The 22,383-nt window shown below is 45.1% G+C and carries 17 protein-coding genes; 6 read left to right on the top strand and 11 right to left on the bottom strand.

Features of this window, described 5'->3' with window-relative positions:
- Positions 1-586 precede the first annotated feature (586 nt).
- Both ACYQ28_RS01510 and yhbY read left to right on the top strand, forming a co-directional pair.
- Positions 587-1,006 (top strand): hypothetical protein, encoded by a 420-nt coding sequence (locus tag ACYQ28_RS01510; RefSeq protein WP_460047568.1) that lies wholly within the window; start codon positions 587-589, stop codon positions 1,004-1,006.
- Between the two features lie 292 nt (positions 1,007-1,298).
- A complete protein-coding gene (gene yhbY / locus ACYQ28_RS01505) occupies positions 1,299-1,610 on the top strand; it encodes a ribosome assembly RNA-binding protein YhbY (RefSeq protein ID WP_460047566.1) in 312 nt (103 codons plus the stop codon).
- 145 nt (positions 1,611-1,755) lie between these two features.
- Here yhbY and greA read toward each other — a convergent pair whose 3' ends face one another.
- The 8 genes from greA to grpE form a co-directional block, all read right to left on the bottom strand.
- Positions 1,756-2,232, bottom strand: a complete 477-nt coding sequence (gene greA, locus ACYQ28_RS01500) for a transcription elongation factor GreA (protein ID WP_460047564.1) — start codon at positions 2,230-2,232, stop codon at positions 1,756-1,758.
- A 53-nt stretch (positions 2,233-2,285) separates the two neighbouring features.
- Positions 2,286-5,501 (bottom strand): carbamoyl-phosphate synthase large subunit, encoded by a 3,216-nt coding sequence (gene carB / locus ACYQ28_RS01495; protein WP_460047562.1) that lies wholly within the window; start codon positions 5,499-5,501, stop codon positions 2,286-2,288.
- A gap of 116 nt (positions 5,502-5,617) precedes the next feature.
- Positions 5,618-6,757, bottom strand: coding sequence for a glutamine-hydrolyzing carbamoyl-phosphate synthase small subunit (gene carA / locus ACYQ28_RS01490; protein ID WP_460047560.1), 1,140 nt, complete (start codon positions 6,755-6,757; stop codon positions 5,618-5,620).
- 620 nt (positions 6,758-7,377) lie between these two features.
- Positions 7,378-8,910 (bottom strand): methyl-accepting chemotaxis protein, encoded by a 1,533-nt coding sequence (locus ACYQ28_RS01485; RefSeq protein ID WP_460047558.1) that lies wholly within the window; start codon positions 8,908-8,910, stop codon positions 7,378-7,380.
- 787 nt (positions 8,911-9,697) lie between these two features.
- On the bottom strand, positions 9,698-10,513 hold the full coding sequence (gene dapB / locus ACYQ28_RS01480; RefSeq protein ID WP_460047556.1) for a 4-hydroxy-tetrahydrodipicolinate reductase: 816 nt from the start codon (positions 10,511-10,513) through the stop codon (positions 9,698-9,700).
- A 15-nt stretch (positions 10,514-10,528) separates the two neighbouring features.
- Positions 10,529-11,647, bottom strand: a complete 1,119-nt coding sequence (dnaJ, locus tag ACYQ28_RS01475; RefSeq protein ID WP_460047554.1) for a molecular chaperone DnaJ — start codon at positions 11,645-11,647, stop codon at positions 10,529-10,531.
- A 233-nt stretch (positions 11,648-11,880) separates the two neighbouring features.
- Positions 11,881-13,803 carry a molecular chaperone DnaK gene (gene dnaK, locus ACYQ28_RS01470; protein WP_460047552.1) on the bottom strand — a complete coding sequence of 641 codons (1,923 nt, stop codon included), beginning with the start codon at positions 13,801-13,803 and terminating at the stop codon, positions 11,881-11,883.
- 318 nt (positions 13,804-14,121) lie between these two features.
- Complete coding sequence (gene grpE, locus ACYQ28_RS01465) at positions 14,122-14,694, bottom strand: nucleotide exchange factor GrpE (protein ID WP_460047550.1); 573 nt, start codon at positions 14,692-14,694, stop codon at positions 14,122-14,124.
- A 294-nt stretch (positions 14,695-14,988) separates the two neighbouring features.
- Between grpE and recN the strand changes: the two genes are divergently transcribed.
- The gene (gene recN / locus ACYQ28_RS01460) at positions 14,989-16,656 is read left to right on the top strand and encodes a DNA repair protein RecN (RefSeq protein ID WP_460047549.1); all 1,668 of its coding nucleotides are present in this window, start codon (positions 14,989-14,991) and stop codon (positions 16,654-16,656) included.
- Between the two features lie 27 nt (positions 16,657-16,683).
- On the opposite strand, the gene fur is transcribed toward recN, so the two are convergent.
- Complete coding sequence (gene fur / locus ACYQ28_RS01455; protein WP_460047634.1) at positions 16,684-17,091, bottom strand: ferric iron uptake transcriptional regulator; 408 nt, start codon at positions 17,089-17,091, stop codon at positions 16,684-16,686.
- Between the two features lie 75 nt (positions 17,092-17,166).
- On the opposite strand from fur, the gene ACYQ28_RS01450 reads away from it, so the two are divergent.
- Positions 17,167-17,604 (top strand): outer membrane protein assembly factor BamE, encoded by a 438-nt coding sequence (locus ACYQ28_RS01450; RefSeq protein ID WP_460047547.1) that lies wholly within the window; start codon positions 17,167-17,169, stop codon positions 17,602-17,604.
- A 566-nt stretch (positions 17,605-18,170) separates the two neighbouring features.
- Here the strand turns inward: ACYQ28_RS01450 and ACYQ28_RS01445 are convergent.
- Both ACYQ28_RS01445 and ACYQ28_RS01440 read right to left on the bottom strand, forming a co-directional pair.
- A complete protein-coding gene (locus ACYQ28_RS01445; RefSeq protein ID WP_460047545.1) occupies positions 18,171-18,497 on the bottom strand; it encodes an RnfH family protein in 327 nt (108 codons plus the stop codon).
- A 62-nt stretch (positions 18,498-18,559) separates the two neighbouring features.
- Positions 18,560-18,991, bottom strand: coding sequence for a type II toxin-antitoxin system RatA family toxin (locus ACYQ28_RS01440; RefSeq protein WP_460047543.1), 432 nt, complete (start codon positions 18,989-18,991; stop codon positions 18,560-18,562).
- 411 nt (positions 18,992-19,402) lie between these two features.
- Here ACYQ28_RS01440 and ACYQ28_RS01435 point away from each other — a divergent pair, with 411 nt between their 5' ends.
- Together ACYQ28_RS01435 and ACYQ28_RS01430 are read left to right on the top strand one after the other, a co-directional pair.
- Positions 19,403-20,824 carry a sodium-dependent transporter gene (locus tag ACYQ28_RS01435; RefSeq protein ID WP_460047542.1) on the top strand — a complete coding sequence of 474 codons (1,422 nt, stop codon included), beginning with the start codon at positions 19,403-19,405 and terminating at the stop codon, positions 20,822-20,824.
- 55 nt (positions 20,825-20,879) lie between these two features.
- Positions 20,880-22,226: a sodium-dependent transporter gene (locus tag ACYQ28_RS01430; RefSeq protein ID WP_460047541.1), complete on the top strand. Its 1,347-nt coding sequence runs from the start codon at positions 20,880-20,882 to the stop codon at positions 22,224-22,226.
- Positions 22,227-22,383: the final 157 nt, after the last annotated feature.

Raw genomic sequence — 22,383 nt, 5'->3', positions numbered from 1 at the left:
CTACCTATCCATTTACTTACGATTATTCTGAGCGCGGTCTCAAGCAAATAACAGTCCGCATAAATTATGAATGACTGCGACAAAGCACCGCAGCCTTAAAATTAATTAACCTTGTGTAAAATTAAGTAATTATTCGAAAATTCATTGGGTGATTTAAACTAACTGTTTTTTTAAGGTTGCGTTTTTCTAGCCAATAAATACTTAAAAATTGCTGTATTTTAAAGCGATTACGGATTTTACCGCTGTCAAAATAATCAATTTTTTGGATTGCTAATTACAAACATTTAAAGCATTTATTTTTTACTAACTGCGCAACAAAAACAGTGTGTTTACAAATAGCACCGGAATTTTTACTGCTCGAATACAGTTATACTGTAAAGCTAGACGAACAGTACCCATCTTTCATGCTAATTTCTTGTGCATTTATCCAAAAGCTGTGAATTTCTCGTGTGCAAAAAAATCGCGTAACCGCTCATGACACTTTTTTATAGATGAAGGCAGATTGCACATTGTGTCCATATTTAGTCCTCATTTGTTCTTGATACTGCATCCTACAACTTAAGAGCAAATCCATGAGGAACCTACTATGAAAACATCGCTTAAAGTTCTAGTTGCTTCTGTAACCATCGCTATGACCGCAACGGTTTTTGCCAGCGGAAAAGATCATTTCTTCAAAAAACCAATGGGTGAAGAATTTACCGCGGAAAGACAAGCCCTAGTGGATGGTCTAGCCGTTGATGATTCAACCAAAACGGCATTAAAGACGCTTATTGAAAACCATGACCAACAGTTCTCTACGTTAATGACAGAACATCATGCGGCCATGAAAAATCTTCGTAATCAATACGACGCAGATTTGGATGCACTATTGACCGAAGAGCAAAAAGACCAGCTTCAACAGGCCATGCATGAATTGAAACGCGAAAAAATGCACGAATTCCGCAAGTCTCATCATAAGTTTAAGCACGGTGAAGACGAAGAAGGTGAGTATTCTGAAGAGCGTTAATCGCTCACTATTTTAGAGTTGCACGGCGTATTAGATCTGGATAGCAACATATTAGAAACAAGGGCTATCCAGCTCTACCAGCGATGGCTGGGCATTTAATCTAAATTCACATTTGATCCCAAGCTTAGTGTCTTTTCATTACACACTGCGGCATTCGTCGAAGGGATTCATACACGTTTAAATGTCGCAGACTTTTTCTTCTGAGATAGCATTTGGCAAACAGACTTTGATCGATTTATCGCGCATTTTCGGCTAAACTTCCGGCGTTGATACCGTCAGTTTGGAAAATTTCATGTCCTTAGACACAGATACAAAAAAACAATACCGTAGTATTGGTCACTCATTAAAACCGGTTGTTATTATTGCTGGAAACGGCATCAGTGAAGGTGTTCTTGATGAACTCTTTCGCGCACTTCGCGACCACGAATTGATTAAGGTGAAAATTGCCATTGAAGACCGAGAGGTTCGCAAGGCCGTCGCCCAAGAAATCATTGCACAAACCTCTGCTGAAATTGTGCAAGAAATTGGCAAGGTTGTGCTGTTATTCAAAAAAGCCAGCAAACCGAATCCAAAACTAACCAATTTACGCTTCAAAGTTCAGTAGACTTAAAGATCTCTCTCAAGAGACAGTAAAAAATTCGGATTTGAAAATTTGCAATCTGAATAAGTTTGCAACGCGGTTATGAGTTAAATAGCCTAAAACAAAAAAACCAGCTAAACGCTGGTTTTTTTAGGTTACATACAATTATTTATATATAACGTACGTCTTCAATTTCGTATTCAACGATACCACCAGGTGTGCGAATGGCAACGATATCGCCAACCTCTTTACCAATTAAACCACGCGCAATGGGTGAATTTACCGAAATCTTATTCGCTTTTACGTCGGCTTCGTCGTCACCAACAATTTTATAGGTTGTTACTGCGTCGTTATCGGTATTGATGATGTCTACCGTTACACCAAAAATGACCTTATCGCTTGCCGGTAGCTTGCTGATATCAATAATTTGCGCGTTACTTAATTTCGCTTCGATTTCTTGAATACGACCTTCACAAAAACCTTGCTGTTCGCGAGCAGCATGATATTCGGCATTTTCTTTTAAATCACCGTGTTCACGCGCTTCTGCGATTGCAGCGACAATTCGTGGGCGGTCAACTTTCTTTAACTGCTCAAGCTCGACTTCGAGGGCTTTTGCACCCTCGACAGTCATTGGAATTTTAATCATTGTTTTCCTTGCAAATAATTCTGTGTGAAATTTAGGTTACACCCAATAGCCACTTATATTTGTGCGTGGAGATCTTGAAGGCGGCGAACAACGGTTTCACGAGTGTTACGCAACGCATTACATACGGCCAAAGCACCCGCTAAGGTCGTGGTGTAATACACCGAATGAGCCTCAGCGTTGCGGCGTATATCGGCCGAATCACGGATGGCTTGTTTGCCTTCGGTGGTATTCACAATCAGATCTATTTCGTCGTTTTTAATAAGATCAACAATGTTAGGACGCGCTTGATTAACCTTATTAACTTTGGTTACTTCTAAGCCCTCTGCTTCAATTAAGCTTGCAGTTCCGGGCGTAGCAACCAATTTAAAACCAAGCTCAGACAGCTCTTTAGCAACCTGTGCAATTCTTGGTTTGTCGAAATCACGCACACTCAAAAATGCGGTACCGCTGCTTGGAATGGCATCGCCAGCGCCCTTTTGCGCTTTTGCGTAGGCTTCAGCGAAGGTATCACCCACACCCATAACTTCACCGGTGGATTTCATTTCTGGACCCAAGATTGGGTCTACCGCCGGGAATTTGTTGAACGGGAATACCGCTTCTTTAACGCTGTAATACGGAGGAATAATTTCCTCGGTAAAACCTTGCGATTCCAAACTTTGGCCCGCCTGACAACGAGCGGCAACCTTCGCTAACGAAACACCAATACACTTAGAAACAAACGGTACGGTTCTAGACGCGCGAGGGTTCACCTCGATGACATAAATCTCACCACCTTGATACGCAAGCTGCACGTTCATCAAACCAACAACGCCCAACTCTAGCGCCATGCGACGAACCTGTTCGCGCATTTGATCTTGTACATCGCTTGGCAATGAATAAGGTGGCAATGAGCACGCAGAATCACCGGAGTGAACGCCGCATTGCTCAATGTGCTGCATAATGGCTCCAATAACGACGACTTCGCCATCAGATACCGCATCGATATCTACTTCAATGGCTGCATTTAAGAAGTGATCTAAGAGTACTGGCGCATCATCGGAAACCTGCACCGCTTCGCGCATGTAGGTTTTCAGTTCGGATTCTTTGTAAACAATTTCCATCGCACGTCCGCCCAACACGTAAGAAGGGCGAACCACCAACGGATAACCCACAGCGTCTGCTTTGCGCAATGCTTCATCAAGAGTGCGCACAATTGCGTTGGAGGGCTGTTTTAAGCCTAAACGTTCGATCATTTGTTGGAATCGCTCACGATCTTCGGCGCGATCGATGGCCTCTGGTGGCGTACCGATAATAGGTACACCTTCCGCTTCAAGTGCGCAGGCTAACTTCAACGGTGTTTGACCACCAAACTGAACGATAACGCCTTTTGGCTTCTCTTTGTGAACGATTTCGAGAACATCTTCCAAAGTCACCGGCTCGAAATACAAGCGATCAGAAGTGTCGTAATCGGTAGAAACGGTTTCTGGATTACAGTTAACCATAATGGTTTCGTAACCATCATCGCGCATGGCCAGAGCTGCGTGAACACAACAATAGTCAAATTCGATACCCTGACCAATGCGGTTTGGACCGCCCCCAAGAACCATGATCTTGTCACGATCACTTGGGTTCGATTCACACTCTTCTTCGTAGGTGGAATACATGTAAGCGGTAGAAGTACTGAACTCGGCCGCGCAGGTATCAACACGTTTGTAGGTTGGCATTACGCCTAATTTACGACGTTGACCACGAATGGCTTTTTCGGTGACGCCAAGCAATCCTGCCAAACGTTTATCGGAGAAACCTTTACGCTTTAAATAAAGCATGGCTTGGGCGTCGATTTCCGCAAAAGGCTTGCTGGCAAGCTGCGCTTCAATTTGTACTAATTCTTCGATTTGCACTAAGAACCAAGGATCAATCTTAGATGCTTGATAAACCTCATCAACACTCATGCCCGCACGGAAGGCATCAGCCACTACCCAAATTCGGTTTGCGCCCGGTGAACTTAAATCACGGTTGATTTGCTCTTGCGCATCATCGGCTTCTAAATCGACACGCGGCTCAAACCCCGCTGAACCAACTTCAAGACCGCGTAAGGCTTTTTGTAAAGATTCTTGGAAGGTACGACCAATCGCCATAACCTCACCCACAGACTTCATCTGAGTGGTTAAACGCGCGTCGGCCTCGCCAAATTTCTCGAAGGTAAAACGTGGAATCTTAGTAACAACATAATCAATAGAAGGCTCGAACGATGCTGGAGTCGCACCGCCGGTGATGTCGTTTTTCAACTCATCTAGGGTGTAACCCACCGCCAATTTAGCGGCGATCTTAGCGATTGGGAAACCGGTCGCCTTAGACGCCAGTGCTGAAGATCGAGATACACGAGGGTTCATCTCGATAACCACCAAGCGGCCGTTTTCTGGGTTCACCGCAAACTGAACGTTAGAGCCGCCGGTTTCAACACCAATCTCACGCAGTACCGCCAGAGAGGCGTCACGCATGATTTGTAATTCTTTGTCGGTCAGGGTTTGCGCGGGTGCTACGGTAATGGAGTCACCGGTGTGCACACCCATTGGATCGAAGTTTTCGATGGAGCAAACGATAATGCAGTTGTCGTTCTTATCACGCACAACTTCCATTTCATATTCTTTCCAACCGAGCAATGATTCATCGATCAAAAGCTCGTTGGTGGGCGATAGGTCCAGACCACGCACACAAATCTGCTCGAACTCTTCCCAGTTGTAAGCGATACCGCCGCCGGAACCACCCATGGTGAAAGACGGGCGAATAATCACCGGAAAGCCTAAGCGCTTTGGTACGTGCATGGCTTCTTCTAAGGTGTGCACAATCTCTGCTTTGGCACACTCCAAACCAATTCGCTTCATGGCTTGGTCGAATAGATTGCGGTCTTCGGCCTTATGAATGGCTTCGTAGTTAGCGCCAATGAGCTCCACGCCAAACTCTTTCAGTACGCCGTTTTCATGTAGATCTAGCGCACAGTTCAACGCAGTTTGGCCACCCATGGTTGGCAGAATCGCATCTGGGCGCTCTTTTTCGACGATTTTCGCAACCGTTTGCCACTCAATCGGCTCAATATAGGTGGCGTCGGCCATGGATGGATCGGTCATGATGGTCGCAGGATTAGAGTTGACCAAAATAACGCGGTAGCCTTCTTCACGCAGCGCTTTACAGGCTTGAGCACCGGAATAGTCAAATTCACAGGCCTGACCGATTACGATAGGTCCGGCACCAATGATGAGAATACTTTGGAGGTCTGATCTTTTTGGCATGGCAAACGTCTTGTGTCTCTTAGCGCCGCCCACAAGGTGGGCAGCTTGGAATTCTAGTCTCAGAAAATACAAGCAGACTCATTGTCTACTTAGCTCAAGTCTTGGCAGTCTATGCCTCAACCCTTTGCAGCGTTCATCTTGTCGATGAACTGATCGAACAACGGTGCTAAATCGTGTGGGCCTGGACTGGCTTCTGGATGACCCTGGAAACTGAATGCGGGAAATTCAGTGCTGGCAATACCCTGTAAAGTGCCATCGAATAACGACTTATGCGTTACCGTCACATTGGCGGGCAAACTGGACTCGTCCACAGCAAAACCATGGTTTTGCGAGGTAATCATCACGCGCCCAGTTTTTAGATCTTGAACTGGATGGTTACCGCCGTGGTGGCCGAATTTCATTTTTACGGTTTTAGCGCCGCAGGCAAGACCTAATAATTGATGGCCTAAACAAATACCAAAAATTGGAACATTTTTGGTCAATAAGGTTTTGATCGCTTCAATGGCGTAATCGCAGGGTTCTGGATCACCGGGGCCGTTGGAAAGAAAAATGCCGTCTGGATTTAAGGCCAACACATCTTCAGCAGAAGTTTTGGCAGGCACTACGGTGATATCACAACCGCGCTCTGCCAACATGCGCAGAATATTGCGCTTCACACCAAAATCGTAGGCAACAACTTTAAAGGTCGATTCTGTATTTTGGTTGTGTCCTTCACCGAGAGTCCACACACCTTCACGCCACGGATAAGCGTTCTTGGTGGTGACTTCTTTTGCCAAATCCATTCCTTTAAGACCGGCAAATTCACGCGCTTGCGCTAAAGCGTGGTCTGCATCGATATCACCAGCCATTAAGCAGCCATTTTGGGCGCCTTTGTCGCGTAAAATACGGGTAAGTCTGCGAGTATCTATATCACAAATACCAAGAATATTACGTTCTTTTAGGTAGGTATCGAGGTTGGTTTGGTTTCGAAAATTGCTAGCCAACAAGGGCAAGTCACGAATCACTAAACCAGAACACCAAATCTGCTCACACTCTTCGTCTTCACTGTTGGTACCCACGTTGCCGATGTGTGGATAAGTCAAAGTGACAATTTGGCGAGCATAGGATGGATCAGTAAGAATCTCTTGATATCCAGTAATCGAAGTGTTGAAAACCACTTCCCCTACAGAAACACCTTCTGCACCGATGGATCTACCACGAAAAATACTGCCATCTTCGAGAACAAGAAGGGCGGGTTTTAATTCCCCAAAAAACAAAGCTGCCTCCTAACTTACTGAACTGTATTGAAGCCTGTTAAACATGGTGCCACCAATACAGAATTAGCACCGCGTATTTCTCTCATGTGCAATGGTCTAAACAGCTTTGTAACAACCGTTTATTTACCAAAATTTTAGATGTCTATTTTTTTGCCGAGCAATACCGCCACGCAAAAGCACGGTGATCGCAAAATGTCTGGGAAATCTTAGCTGGAAGTTGATGCCGTTGCCTCAGGTCCCATTGTGCTGCACAAACTGAAGTTTCGCAGAATGTGAAAAGCACTTACAAAAAAGCGAGATAAAGCCATTTGCTCCACCTCGCTTTTGATATTCAGGGCGATATCACTTCAACTAACCTTTAAGCTGCCAACTTTTACTGACTCCAGCTTATCAACCGTGTTTTGAAGGAGTTTGTTGGAGGTATTTCTACCTAAATTCGTTAACTCCAGCATTCAATAACAACTTTTTGATAAGCGATACACTCACGGTAACAAGCCACAGCATTCAACGCATCTCAATTAACGGCGCATTTTATTGAATCACCCGCGGGTTGTCCATGTTAGTGGACGGCTATTTTTTGACTTACTGTGCTAATTTTACGTAAAACGTAAATTCAAACACTAAATTCGAAACTGTTGAACGATCTTAGTCATGCTTGAAGACAAGCTGGCCAATTCCGCCGAACTTTCCGAAATTTGTCGCGCACCCCCTGCCGCCGATTTAATCACTGAAGATATATTTTGCATATTAGATTCAATTTCGCGCGTTGCGGCACTTTGTTCTTCTGCGGCACTGGCGACCTGCTCGGTCTTCGATTTGATAGAACTAACCCCGGCGGTAATGGCTTCCAGTGAACGTCCGGCGGCGTCGGCCTGTGAAACAGATTCCTTCGCTTGGTTAGTACCCTTGCTCATCATAGAAACCGCTTCACGAGCTCCTGTTTGCAAGCGTTCAATCATTTCTTGAATTTCTTGGGTAGAACTTTGTGTGCGTGATGCTAAGGTTCTGACCTCATCGGCTACAACGGCAAAACCTCGTCCTTGCTCACCAGCGCGGGCTGCCTCGATGGCCGCGTTTAGTGCCAAAAGATTGGTCTGCTCGGCAATACCACGAATAACATCAAGTACTGAACCTATGTTATCGGTCTCTTGACGCAACCGATCAATCACATCGGAAGCGTTGTTAATATCACTGGCAAGACTTTCAATTTGGCGCATGGCGTTAAATACCACTTGCCGACCGTTTGAGGCTTCTCTATCGGCCTGTTCAGCATTTTCGGCAGTCTCAGCCACATTTTGCGAAACGTCGGCGACTACGCTAGCCATTTCTCGAATGGCATTTGCCACCTGTTGCACTTCAGACTGCTGACGCCCAACACCACGTTCAGTTTCTGCGGTAGAGCTCATTAACATTTGCGAAGCTGACTCTAATCGGTTTGCGGTAGACGAAAAATCGCTAACGATACTGTGAATACGCTGGATAAAAATATTAAACCAATGACCAATTTCACCAATCTGATCGTTGGAATTAATCTCAATGCGTTTAGTAAGATCACCTTGCCCCTCGGCCATATCACGCAAGGCATCAACCACCTGAGAGAGAGTCCCCGCCACCGAGTTACTGACAAACATCGCCACACCCACGGAAATTGCAGCGATTACCGCCACCAAGATAAAACCTTGAGTAACTGACTCAGACAACAACTCTCCTAACTCAGAATGATCGAACGCAACATACAGGCTGCCAACGACATTACCGCCATTCAAGATCGATCGATTAATCACATACTCGCTATTACGCTGGAACACACCAAGCTCGTTGGACGCGCCTGGAGGCATTTGCGCCCCGAACCCATTCTTAGTTGACCAGTGGACCGGCTTACCAGAGGTATCGTATAAAACCACCGCGTTAACCGTTGGACTATTTGTCGCAGCAACGAATTCCTGTTTAATACCGTCAATGTCTCCTTCAGCTACCTCAAGAGAGAGTGCATCATTCAATATTTCGAATAAAGACTCACTGTCGGAAATAATCGCTTTTTCCAACACAGCATTATGAGACTGAACTTGTAACCACGCGGAGACAATGACTGCGAGCACGCTGGTGAGTGTAATACCAAGAGTGATTTTTAATTTTAGTGAGAGATTTCCCATATAACGATGCGCCTCTAACATGCCAAATACTCAAGAAATTTATCTTGAGCTCTAATCAAGCAATACAAGTAACTGGTTTATGCAATATGTATCGCCTACAAACGTAATTACTTGAGTGATTGCACACTTTAGATTAGTCGTGAAATAGAGAATCTCAAAAATTCCATGACAGAAATTTGAGTGACCAAGAAAACTTTAGGAAACCCTGATTAACACGCTGATGATTTAATCAGAGCACAGAAATAGAAAACTCGATGGCCAATTTCTTCACCATTTCAATCACTTAATGTTCTTGAAATTAGCGACGCTTCCTTAGATTGCAATAAACTCTGGTTTAATTAAAGTTTTCTCTCATTAAAAATTTGATGAGTTATTTACTGGGATCAGACAGACATCGACGATTTAAAAACGATGATTAAAGCAAGTTCTGACGATTTAAAGGCTTAAACGCGGTTACATCGGTGTTGAAGTCACTTTTCAGTTAGCGATATAAAACAGCTAGCGACAAACAAAATGAAGAGTAAAAAATATAAAAAGAATCTAAGAAAAAAATCGAGCGCATAAAGCAAAGCACTTATTACTAAAAAAACTTATTGCTAAAAATAAGTACTTTGCCAAATTACAAATGATTCTTGTCTAGGAACTTCTGATTAACTCATCCATAACTTAATCAGAAGACAGAAATGGATCATACAACTTCCAGCTTCTTAACAATTTCTATTGTTGACAGCCTTTGAAATGAACAACTCATCCTTGAGTAACAGGAGACTCTAAATTAATTGGAGGATTAATTAGAGTTTCTTATGCCTAAAACATCCTGCATGTTGTAAAGACCGGGAGGTTGCTTGGCAAGCCAAACAGCCGCTCGTACGGCGCCGTGCGCAAACGCCATTCGGCTCGATGCCTTATGCGTAATTTCAACACGTTCACCATCGGCTAAAAACATGACGGTGTGATCACCAATAATGTCGCCGCCACGAATGGTCGAAAAACCGATGGTATCTTTTCGTCTAGCTCCGGTAATACCTTCACGGGCAAATACCGCGAACTCGCTAAACTCTAAATTACGCGCTTTGGCGACTACTTGCCCCATAGCCAACGCCGTTCCCGAAGGCGCATCTACCTTGTGGCGGTGATGGGCTTCGACTATTTCGATATCAATGTCTTCGCCCATCGACTTAGAAGCCATTTCTAGCAACTTCAGCGTAATATTGAGTCCGGTACTGTAGTTGGCCGACAAGCAAATAGGCGCTCTCGTGGAAAGCTCTTTTAATACTTCGCGATCGGCATCACTAAATCCGGTAGTACCAATCACCATGGCTTTACCAAGATCGGCACAAACTTCTGCATTGGCAATGGTGGCGCTTGGCGTGGAGAAATCAATTAAGGCATTGGCTCTGCCCATGACCGAAATCAGCTCGCTCAACAGAGGTACACCCAACCGACCCAAACCGGCTATTTCACCTGCATCTTTGCCCATATCCGATGAACCCGGACGAACAATTGCCGCGGACAAATTAACGGTTTTGTCTGAATGTACAGCCTGTACCAGCATTTTACCCATGCGCCCGGTTGCACCGGTAATTGCGATATTTGTTGTCATAAACCCTCCGCGTACTTACAGCTTCATATCGCCGAAGAAATTTTTCATTCCTTCAAACCAGCTACTTTGTTTTGGGCTGTGTTTGTCGCCTTCGACTAGGCCCTGAAACTCACGCAGTAGCTCTTTTTGTTTGCTCGAAAGGTTTACGGGGGTTTCAACCAACACTCGGCACATCAAATCTCCGGTTGCACCACCGCGCACCGGAACAACACCTTTGCCACGCAAACGGAATAATTTTCCGGTTTGAGTGCCTTCGGGTATCTTCAATTTTACGCGCCCATCCAGAGTAGGAACTTCAATCTCACCACCCAATGCCGCATCCACAAAACCAATCGGTACTTCACAGTATAGATTGTTTCCTTCACGCTCGAAGATTGGATGTTGGCGAATCGACATTTGTACGTACAAATCGCCGGATGGACCACCATCAGCGCCCGCTTCGCCTTCACCGGCGAGACGAATTCGATCGCCAGAATCAACGCCAGCAGGCACTTTTACCGAGAGAGTTTTGGTTTCTTCAACGCGTCCCTGACCGTGACAGCTATTACAAGGATCTGAAATGATTTTGCCGCTGCCGCGACAGTTCGGACAGGTTTGCTGAACCGAGAAAAAGCCTTGCTGCATTCTCACCTGACCATGACCACCACAGGTGGTACAGGTTTTAGGCGAAGAACCTTTTTTGGCACCGGAACCATCACAAGTACTACAAGAAACCAAAGTTGGCACTTTGATCTTCACCGTAGTACCGCGCACGGCATCTTCCAAATCGAGATCTAGGGTATAGCGAAGGTCTGAGCCTCGCGCTGGACCTCCACGACCACCGCGCCCGCCACCAAAGATATCGCCAAAAACATCGCCAAAGATGTCACTGAAGTTACTGTAACCACCACCGGCGCCGCCAGCGCTATTATCCACACCGGCGTGTCCGTATTGATCGTAAGCAGCACGTTTTTGCGCATCCGAAAGCACTTCGTATGCTTCGGAAGCTTCTTTGAACTTGTCTTCAGCAGCAGCGTCGTCGGGATTGCGGTCCGGGTGGTATTTCATTGCCACGCGGCGGTAAGCTTTTTTCAGATCTTTTTCAGAGACGCTTTTGTCTACGCCAAGAATTTCGTAATAATCACGTTTAGACATGGAGTTTGTATTCTGCGTGGTGTTTGGGTTGGTAGATACCTCAGCAACCAGTGATCTCACTCAGATTACGTCGTTGAGGCGCTAAATATTAGGTTCTATCAGAACCTATCAAAACCAACGATTAGCATAGGCTGGCTTTGAGTAAAAAATAGAGGTCTTTTACAAACACCAAACGCGGGCATGCCCGCGTTGGTGAATAACTGCTGCGTCGAAGTTGGCTGTCGCCAAACGACTTACTTTTTGTCGTCTTTAACTTCTTCGAACTCAGCGTCAACAACGCCATCGTCGGCTTTGTTGTCAGTGGTGCCAGAACCTGACTGACCACCCTGCTGCGCCGTCTGCTCTGCGTACATTTTTTGAGCAAGAGAACCAGAGGCCTCGGTAAGCTTGGCCGTCGCCGCTTCCATTGCCGCTTTGTCATCACCTTTAACTGCGGTTTCTGCTTCAGCGATGGCTGCTTCGATGGCAGATTTTTCGTCTGCGGTCGCTTTATCACCGGCTTCGGTCAAAGTCTTACGCGTTGCACTGATCAAACCATCCAATTGGTTGCGAGCGGTGACCAAAGCTTCGAAGGCTTTATCAGCTTCGGCGTTAGCTTCAGCGTCGCGTACCATTTTTTCGATTTCATCATCGCTCAAGCCAGAAGACGCTTTAATAACGATCGATTGCTCTTTACCGGTTGCCTTGTCTTTCGCGCTTACGTTCAAAATACCGTTAGCGTCGATATCGAAAGTTACTTCGATTTGCGGCATACCACGTGGCGCAGGCGGAATGTCGGCCAAGTCGAAACGACCCAAGGATTTGTTCTGTGCCGCTTGCTTACGCTCACCTTGAACGACGTGAATGGTTACCGCAGTTTGGTTGTCATCCGCTGTTGAGAACACTTGTGATTTCTTGGTAGGAATCGTGGTGTTTTTCTCAATCAACGGTGTAGCAACGCCACCCATGGTTTCGATACCAAGAGTCAACGGAGTTACGTCAAGCAACAATACGTCTTTAACATCGCCAGACAGTACCGCACCTTGAATTGCCGCACCCATTGCAACGGCTTCGTCTGGGTTGACGTCACGACGCGCTTCTTTACCAAAGAACTCAGCAACTTTCGCTTGCACCAATGGCATACGAGTTTGACCACCCACCAGAATAACGTCGTCAATCTGAGAGGTTGAAAGGTCTGCGTCTTCAAGCGCTTGTTTTACCGGCGCAAGAGAATTGATCACAAGATCTTCTACCAAAGACTCAAGCTTGGCGCGAGTCAACTTAACCACCAAGTGTTTTGGACCGGTTGCATCAGCAGTGATGTACGGTAGGTTCACTTCGGTTTGTTGACTAGAAGACAATTCGATCTTAGCTTTCTCAGCCGCTTCTTTTAAACGTTGTAGCGCAAGCGGATCGTTGTGCAGATCAATGCCGTTAGACTTTTTAAACTCTGCGGCCAAATATTCGATCAAGCGTAGGTCGAAATCTTCACCACCTAAGAAAGTATCACCGTTAGTCGCCAATACTTCGAATTGATGCTCGCCGTCTACGTCGGCAATTTCAATGATCGAAATATCGAAGGTACCGCCACCCAAGTCGTAAACCGCAATGGTGCGATCACCTTTGGCTTTGTCCATACCATAAGCAAGTGCTGCCGCGGTTGGTTCGTTGATGATACGTTTTACTTCAAGGCCAGCAATTCTACCGGCGTCTTTAGTGGCTTGACGTTGGCTATCGTTAAAGTAAGCAGGAACGGTAATTACCGCTTCAGTTACAGTCTCACCCAAATAGTCTTCGGCGGTTTTTTTCATTTTTTTCAAAACTTCAGCCGAAATTTGTGGGGGTGCTTTTTTATCGCCTTTTACTTCTACCCACGCATCGCCATTGTCTGCCGCAACAATTTTGTAAGGCACCATGGAAATATCTTTTTGCACAACGCCATCGATAAATTTACGACCGATCAAACGTTTTACCGCAAACAAGGTATTGGTTGGGTTGGTTACGGCTTGGCGCTTAGCGCTTTGTCCTACTAAAACTTCGTTATCATCGGTAAATGCAACGATCGATGGTGTAGTGCGATCACCCTCGGAGTTTTCAATTACTTTTGCCTTGTCACCTTCAAGCACACACACACAAGAGTTGGTTGTACCCAGGTCGATACCAATAATTTTGGCCATCTGTTATCTCCAAAAAATTTTTTACTTTAACTTTTACAGTATTTGTTGGTTGAGCTTGTGTTTGCGCTCGGGCATTTTTGCTTGTTGTCTATATTGGCGCGGGCAAATTTATTTCAAGACTAAAAGCGCCAAGAAGTTTGTGTTTATTTACAGAAAACTCCAATCAACCCAGAGTTTTTAGCGGCGCTCATAGCTGCCGCCAACTTCAATAACGATAAGTGACTGAAATTGTGAAGAAATTAAAAATCGCAGTATCGGTATCAATTTCTACCCTCTCGCTCAATCGAGATTGAGTTGATGAGAGGGTTCTGTACACAGTTATGCTTTAGAAACTACAACCATGGCCGGGCGCACCAAACGACCATGCAGGGTGTAACCCTTTTGGAAGACATTAATAACGGTATTTGGCTCGACGTCTGGGTTTTCAACCATCGCCATTGCCTGGTGAAGATTCGGATCGAACGGCTGACCGTGCGGATCAACGATCTCAAGGTTATTATTTGCCAAAGCATCGGTTAGTGTTTTAAGCGTTAACTCAACACCTTCTAACAACGGCTTTGATGCTTCATCGTTGGATTCAAACGACTGCACCGCACGCTCTAAATTATCTGCAACGTTGAGCATGTCTTTAGCAAATTTCTCAACGGCAAATTTATGGGCTTTTTCAACATCTTGCTCACTGCGACGGCGAACATTGAGAATTTCTGCCTGCGCACGCAATACGTCGTCTTTTGCCATTGCCAATTGCGCTTCAAGTTCTTCGACACGCGCTTGCATTTCGTCACCTGAAGATTGTGCTGCGCTCTCTTCGGTTTGCTCAGAGGCGAGTTCAACTTCTGGGTTTAAGATTTCTTCTTGTTCTTGAGAAGTGGTTTTTTCTTCGTTAGACACCTGACACTCCGATATCTGAGAGGATTAAAGTTTTAATCGATGAATGCCCCTAATATGGGGACAGGGCTTGCCGCTTCAAGGGCAAATAGCCACGCAAAATGGATTTGTTTTGCGAAAATTTGCAGTCTTGTACATCGATGTTCTTCAATGCAGAAATATTGTTAAAACCTTTTAAGTCTTTGCGCTACGTTTAATAGCGGGGTCAATCGCTAGTAGCAAATCAGCAATTAAGGTATAAAACGCTCATCGTTTTTCGGGATTTTCCGAGTTCAATTCTTAAAGGAAGGTTGTTTTGTGTTAACGCACTTGAGCATCCAAAACTTCACCCTCGTCGATAAGCTCGATTTAGAGCTGCACGAAGGGATGACGGCATTAACCGGCGAAACCGGTGCAGGTAAATCCATTATGCTCGACGCCCTAGGCTTGGCTCTGGGCGACAGAGGCGACGGCGAAAAAGTACGCGAAGGTTCTGCTAAAGCTGAGATCACCGCAACGTTTGATGTGAGCAAAACGCCGGATGCTAAAGCGTGGCTAAAAGAGCTGGATATCGACAGCGACAACGAGTGTATTTTTCGTCGTGTTATCACCAGCGAAGGGCGTTCTCGCGGCTACATCAACGGTCAACCGGCCACCATGAGCCAGCTGCGTGAACTGGGCGATATGCTGATCGACATTCACAGCCAGCATGAGCACCAATCGCTACTGCGAAAAGATACTCACCGACTTTTGCTCGACGCCTACGGCGGTCACATCGCTCTAGCCGACCAAACCCAAGAAGCGTTTGGTCGCTGGAAAGCTCTGCGCGCCAAGCTCGATCAACTGTTACAAGCCAGCGAAGAAATCGCTAACCGACAACAACTGCTGCAATTTCAGGTTGAAGAGCTGGATCTTATTGACCTGAAAAGCGGTGAGCTTAAAGAATTAGAACAGCAACAAAAGCAACTCGCCAATGCCGAGTCGCATCTTCTCACCTGCCAACAGGTGATGGAGTTGTGCAGCGGTGACGAGCAAGGCTTAGAGACCCAAATTCACCACGCACTTACGCAGCTCAACAAGATTGATATCGACCACACTGCTATCAAAGAAGCGGTTGAGCTACTCACCAGCGCCGAAATTCAAATCCAAGAAGCGTCACACGCGGTATCGCATTTTGTCGATGCCACCGGTGTTGATCCGGCAAAGCTCGAAGAAATCGAACAGCGCCTTTCGGATATTTATCAATGTGCGCGAAAACATCGCGTGCACCCAACCGAACTCATCGAGCTGCATGAGAAGCTGCAAGAAGAACTGGATAACCTCGCCAGTATCGAAAAGCTCGCCGAACTCGAAACCCAAGAAATTCAACTGCGCGATACCTTTTTTGCCCTTGCCCAAGATCTTACCAAGGCACGTGAGCAAAGCTCAGCAAAACTGAGTAAAGCCGTTAACGCGCAACTCAAGAAGCTTTCCATGGCCAACGCGCGCTTTGCCGTCACGCTGCATGATCAGCACGAACAGCCATCCAGTCACGGATTAGAAAGCGTAGAGTTTTTAATCAGCACCAATCCCGGCAGCGAACCGAAATCTCTGGCCAAAATAGCCTCCGGTGGCGAACTGTCGCGCATCAGCTTGGCCATTGTGGTGGTTGCCGCGAAAACCTCGCGTATTCCAACCTTGGTATTTGACGAAGTGGACGTAGGCATTGGCGGCGCTACCGCCGATGTTGTCGGCGCACTATTAAGAACTTTAGGCAAACGCGGCCAAGTAATTTGCGTAACTCATCTTGGACAGGTTGCCGCTAAAGCACACCACCACCTACAAGTTGAGAAGCAATTAGGCAAAAAGCAGGTTTCGAGCCGATTGAGAACACTGGAAGGGGAAGAAAAGATTCTGGAGATTGCCAGAATGATTGGCGGCGAACTTACTGATCAATCACTCGCTCACGCCAAAGAAATGCTAGAGAGGTCTGAGGTCTTGAATTGATGCTCACTGAGCATCAATTTGTGTGACTCAGTTTTTCTTACGAACGTACAAAACTAAGCTGTGACCTGTTAACTCGTATCCGTACTTCTCAGCAATTTGCTCTTGGAGGTGTTCGATTTCTTCACTGTGGAATTCTAGAACCTCGCCGGTGTTTACACAGACCATGTGGTCGTGATGATCACCGCGATCCAATTCAAACACCGAATGACCGCCATCAAAGTTATGACGCTCAACAAGACCTGCGCTTTCGAATTGAGTTAACACACGGTATACCGTCGCCAAGCCAACGTCTTCGCCCGACTCCATTAAAGATTTGAACACATCTTCAGCACTTAGGTGACGTTGCTCAGAAGACTCTAAGATCTGTAGGATCTTCACCCTCGGCAAAGTGACTTTTAAGCCTGCCTTTCTAAGTTCGTGATTTTCCACGTTAATTTTATCTCCGAGTCTATCCAGATTTGCGACAAATCAGTATTATCCCCGTTCATTTTCCAATGGGGAAGCCCTGATATGCAAAAAACAATACGTCTGATTTTAATTACGTCACTGATTGGGGTTTTTAGCGGCTGCTCGTACTTAAAATTTCCTGGCGTATACAAAATTGTCATTCAACAAGGCAATGTAATTACCCAAGAGATGATCGACAAACTTGAGCCGGGCATGACCCGCCGACAAGTACGCTTTGTTATGGGCACACCATTAATTGATGACCCTTTCGCACAAGACCGATGGGATTACTTTTACAGCTACACCAACCAAAAAGGTAAAGTATTCACACGTAATGTGACAGTAATCTTTTTAGATGACAAATTAGAACACTTAATTGCCAGCGACGAATTTAACCTTCCTCCAGCTTTTGGCGGCGAACCAGCACCTGAAGAAGCCACAGAGGATACAGAAGTAACGTCTGAGACACAAAGTGAATTAGAAGAATCTGTTGACGAATAACCCTGTATTTACAGGGTTATTTATCGCTAACCCATAAAAATTCGTTATTTTTAGCCTTAGTTTTTCTCTGTTTATTAGCCGTTATTCATTTTCGCTTTGTCTAAAAGCCGCAATATAAATCACGTTACACAAACGTTCTTGCGGCTTTATAAAACGCCTGCCTTAGCGACCCTTTTCTGATTACTACAAAAAACTCCTTACAAAAAAACCTTAGCCAACAGAACTCAAAATACACGGCTAACAAATTTTTCCGAAAGACACAAAGAAAACTCCAGCTAATCTAGATTCTCTAACGACACTAAAAAGTACTACCAATCTCAAAAGCTGTAAGTGATTGAATTTGTGAAGAAATTAGAAATTGCGCGTTCAATACTAGCCCGCCGATTAAATCACGGTTGATTGAATGAGAGTTTCCCAGAAGTTATTAGAAATTCCGACTCAAACACCTTCACAATTTCAGTAACTATTGATTACCGAAATTGACGATATAAACAAATAGGCGAGATCGAATGCGTTTGCAGGGCAAAAATTTACGGTAAAGAAAACCCTGAGTTGCTCAGAGCTTTCTAATCTTTTTCGGCGTCGTTTTTAGCGGCGCGACGGCGGCGGGCTTCTTTAGGATCGGATTTTAGCGGGCGATAAATTTCAACGCGATCACCACTTTCTAACACTTGTTCTTGAGGTGATTTTAGTCCCTTAACACCCAGCGCCTGACCAAAAATACCCATTTTTGCCGTCGCTAAATCAATTTCGGGAAATTCATTAACAATACCCGAACGCACAACCGCTTCCATAGCAGTTGTACCCTGCTCAACATCAATCGCTATGATTTGCTGTTTGTGTGGCAGCGCATAAGCCACTTCTACCGTAATGGTATTTTTACCACCTTCCATCAAAATCTCCGCTGTACATAGATCAACCAAACAATGTTGATTAGCCAAACAATGTTTTGCTACTAACCATAAATCTGTTTGGCGCGCTTACACAAAGCATCTACCTGATCGTTGGCAACGCTTTCAAAAAACTTACCGGCGGCCATGGCGATCAGTTTATTTTTAAACTCAAATTCTAGACGTAAATGAACCTTACAAGCGTGAGCCTCTAAAGCTGTAAAGCTCCAAAAGCCGCGAAAATATTTAAACGGGCCATCCACCAATTCTAGGTTGATACTGTCTGGCTCAATCATGGTATTACGTGTTGTAAACGCTTGGCTGATTTTGCCTTTGCCCAATTCCAAACTGGCGACCACAAAATCTTCACCACTTTCGAGAATTTTTGCCGAACGACAGCCATCCATAAATTGTGGATAACTTTCGATGTTTTTAACCAAATCAAACATCTGGTGATTGGAATAACCGACCAAAGCCGACTTTTCTACCTTTGTCACAACACTTCCTGATTTTTAATTCGAATATCAAACCAAAGCTCACGCCAAACCAATAAGCAAGCACTCACTCAGCGGCAAATAACGATTAACCAGACAATACTGGCGGCTTTTGTGACTTCTTTCGTCACTTAGGGAGTCGCGATTGTAGAGACCCAAACCTTAAATGCCAAGCTCGACGCCAAAGTGGCATTTGGGCACGGTAAGCATAATAGGTTCGCAAACAGCGCTTAAAAATCTATAGCCTAATAATTGGTAGAAAGGTTTTTAAGCCTGAACAACTAGCTCGCAACGACAGAATACAACGACAGGAAAGCGCGCAATTTAACGGCTTTTGCACTACGACAAAACGGTGCAAAGTTGCTAGTATGCGCCGCTTTCTTATGCCATCCATTAAAATTTGAACAGATAACTATGGTTACAAACTCAAGGGAGCACTTCGGCTCACGCATTGGATTTATTCTCGCCGCCGCAGGCTCCGCTGTGGGCATTGGCAACTTGGTGGGTTTTCCCGTCAACGCTGCTAAGAATGGCGGTGCAGCGTTTTTGTTTATTTACGCCATCTTTGTATTTTTAATTTGTGTTCCAGTTATGATGGCAGAACTCTCTGCCGGACGCGCAAGCCAGCGCGGGCCAATAGGTACATACAAACACTTCGCGCCCAACAACAAACTTTGGCACCTGCCCGGCGTACTCGCGATTATCACACCGTTTATGATCACCGTTTTTTATACGGTGCTGACCATTTGGATTTTTGGTTATCTGGTCGAAATTCTAACCGGTAATCTCGCTGCCATGACCAACGGCGATTACTTTGGCAATTTTATTAATTCAAAAATACTGTTCGGCTATTTATTGGTTGTTGCCATATTTGTTGGCGTCACCTTATTTTCGGGTGTGCAAAACGGTATTGAACGCGGCGCAAAAATTATGATGCCGGCGCTATTTTTTATGCTCATCGCCCTGGTAATTTTTATCTTAACCCGCGATAACGCCTTGGCCGGTGTACGCTATTACCTAGTGCCTGATTTCTCAAAAATTAATGCCTCGGTCATCAACGGCGCCATGTCACAGGCGTTTTTCTCTTTGTCATTAGGCATGGGAATTCTAGTCACCTACGGCTCGTATATGGAGCGCTTCGAGAATATCGCCAATTCCGCCAAAATGGTGGCTTTTGCCGATACCGCCGTCGCTTTCACGGCGGGCTTATTGGTTCTACCGGCAATTTTCTCGTTTAACCCAAACACCAATACCGAAGAACTCTCTAGCTCATCTGTTTCGCTAATCTTCACCTTTTTGCCGCAAATCTTTTTAGCCATGCAAGATTCCATTGGCTACCTTGGCGCCAGTGCTGTCGCAGCGATATTTTTTACCTTGGTATTTTTCGCAGCGCTTACCTCACTCATTTCCATTATCGAAGTACCTGTTGCTGCTGCCATTGATCAACTTTGCGTAAGCCGTACCAAAGCCGTAACCAGTGTCGGTCTTGCGATTATTGTCGCCAGCATTAGCTGTTTCGTATCCTTTGGTATGGTGGAGTTTTTCACCAAATTCACCTACTACGGCGGCGCTGATAAATCCTTCTTCGATGTTATTCTAGACGTGTTCTACGATACCGTTTTACCACTCAACGGCTTCTTGATTTGTATTTTTGTGGTTTACAAGTGGGGCAAAAATAACCTTTCCAAAGAAATTAGCGATGGTGCACCCGAGTACGAAAACTCGTTCTTACAAAAGTACTTGAATCTTGCTTTGGGAACCTTTATTCCGTTGATTTTGATACTGGTATTTATCAATACCGTATTAACCAAATACTTTTCAATATCGCTGATATAAACCAAAGACCATAAAACATTCACCACATCAATAACCCTAAGATACGAGTATTTTCATGGCTTCACGGGAACAATTTTCATCCAAAACTGGTTTTATTATGGCAGCGGCAGGCTCTGCCATTGGCCTTGGAAATATTTGGGGGTTTCCAACTCAAACCGCCAGTAATGGCGGCGCGGCGTTTGTGGTGGTGTATTTTATTTTGGCTTACTGCATGGCCTATCCGGCCTTAATGGCAGAATTGGTGATTGGCCGTCACTCTAAAAGTAATATTGTTACCGCATTAAAAGGTATTTCCGGTGATCGCGGTGCACCTTGGTTTGGTGTATTGGTGGGTATTTATGGCGTTGTTGTTGCCAGCTTAATTTTAAGTTTTTACGCCATTGTTGCTGGATGGATGCTGTCTTATTTAAGCGAGTCTGTCTTCAATATTGTTGGTGTTACCCAGTACAACGCTTGGTTTACCGAGTTTTCTTTCTTGCGCAATTTTGTGTTTTTAGCAGTATTTATGGCACTGACCATGTTCGTGATTTCTCGCGGTGTAACCGCGGGTATTGAACGCTGGTCAACTCGTTTAATGCCGTTACTGTTTATTTTATTGGTCGCGCTGATTATTTACGTGCTTACCCAAAAAGGTGCCAGCGAAGGCTTAAAAGTTTATTTACTGCCAGACTTTAATCAACTCAGCCCAAAACTTATTCTCGATGCCATGGGCCAAGCGTTCTTCTCGTTATCGCTCGGCGTAGGCACCATGCTGATTTACGGCTCGTATTTAAGCGAAAAAGAAAACCTGCCCAAACTCGGCGCCATTGTGACCTTTACCGATTCTGGTATTGCTTTTGTTGCAGGGCTGTTAATTATTCCGGCCATATTTGTAGCTCAAGAACACGGCACCACCATTTTTACCGAAACCGGCAGCCTAATCGCAGGGCCAGATTTAATCTTCCAAGTGTTGCCAACCTTGTTTGAATCCATGGGTTCTGTGGGTGTGTTTGTAGCCTTCGCGTTTTTCTTATTGATGTCGATTGCTGCACTGACTTCCAGTATTTCAATGCTTGAAGTACCGGTATCGCTTACCACCGAAGAAACCAATATGAAACGCCCAATGGCGACACTGATTATTGGCAGCGCGATTTTTGTGATCTCAATTATTATTCTGCTGAACTTTGGAGCCCTGTTTGGACTGGTTATCGACTTTACCACCGTCTACAGCCAACCTGTTTTGGGTATTTTACTGTGCGTATTTGTCGGCTGGATTTGGCACCGCAATCACGTCTTAAAAGCCATAAAAAGCGGTATGAACGACGCGGAGAATTCTTTCTTTTGGAAAATATGGCCCATGTACGTGCGCTTTATTTGCCCGATATTAATTTTGGCAAACTTTGTACAAAGCCTTCGCGGCTAAAAGAAATCTGCTTTTAGAAATAGATAGTCTGCTTTTAGAAATAGATAATTAGAAAAGACAACGTTAGAAAAAAACGAACGAAAGAAGCCTCTGATTAAATCATCGATGAGTTAGCCAGAGGCTTCTATTAATAAGTCAGCAATACCGCAACACAATC

The organism is Sessilibacter sp. MAH1 (genome assembly GCF_054658315.1).
This window is presented reverse-complemented; position numbering and strand designations above follow the sequence as displayed.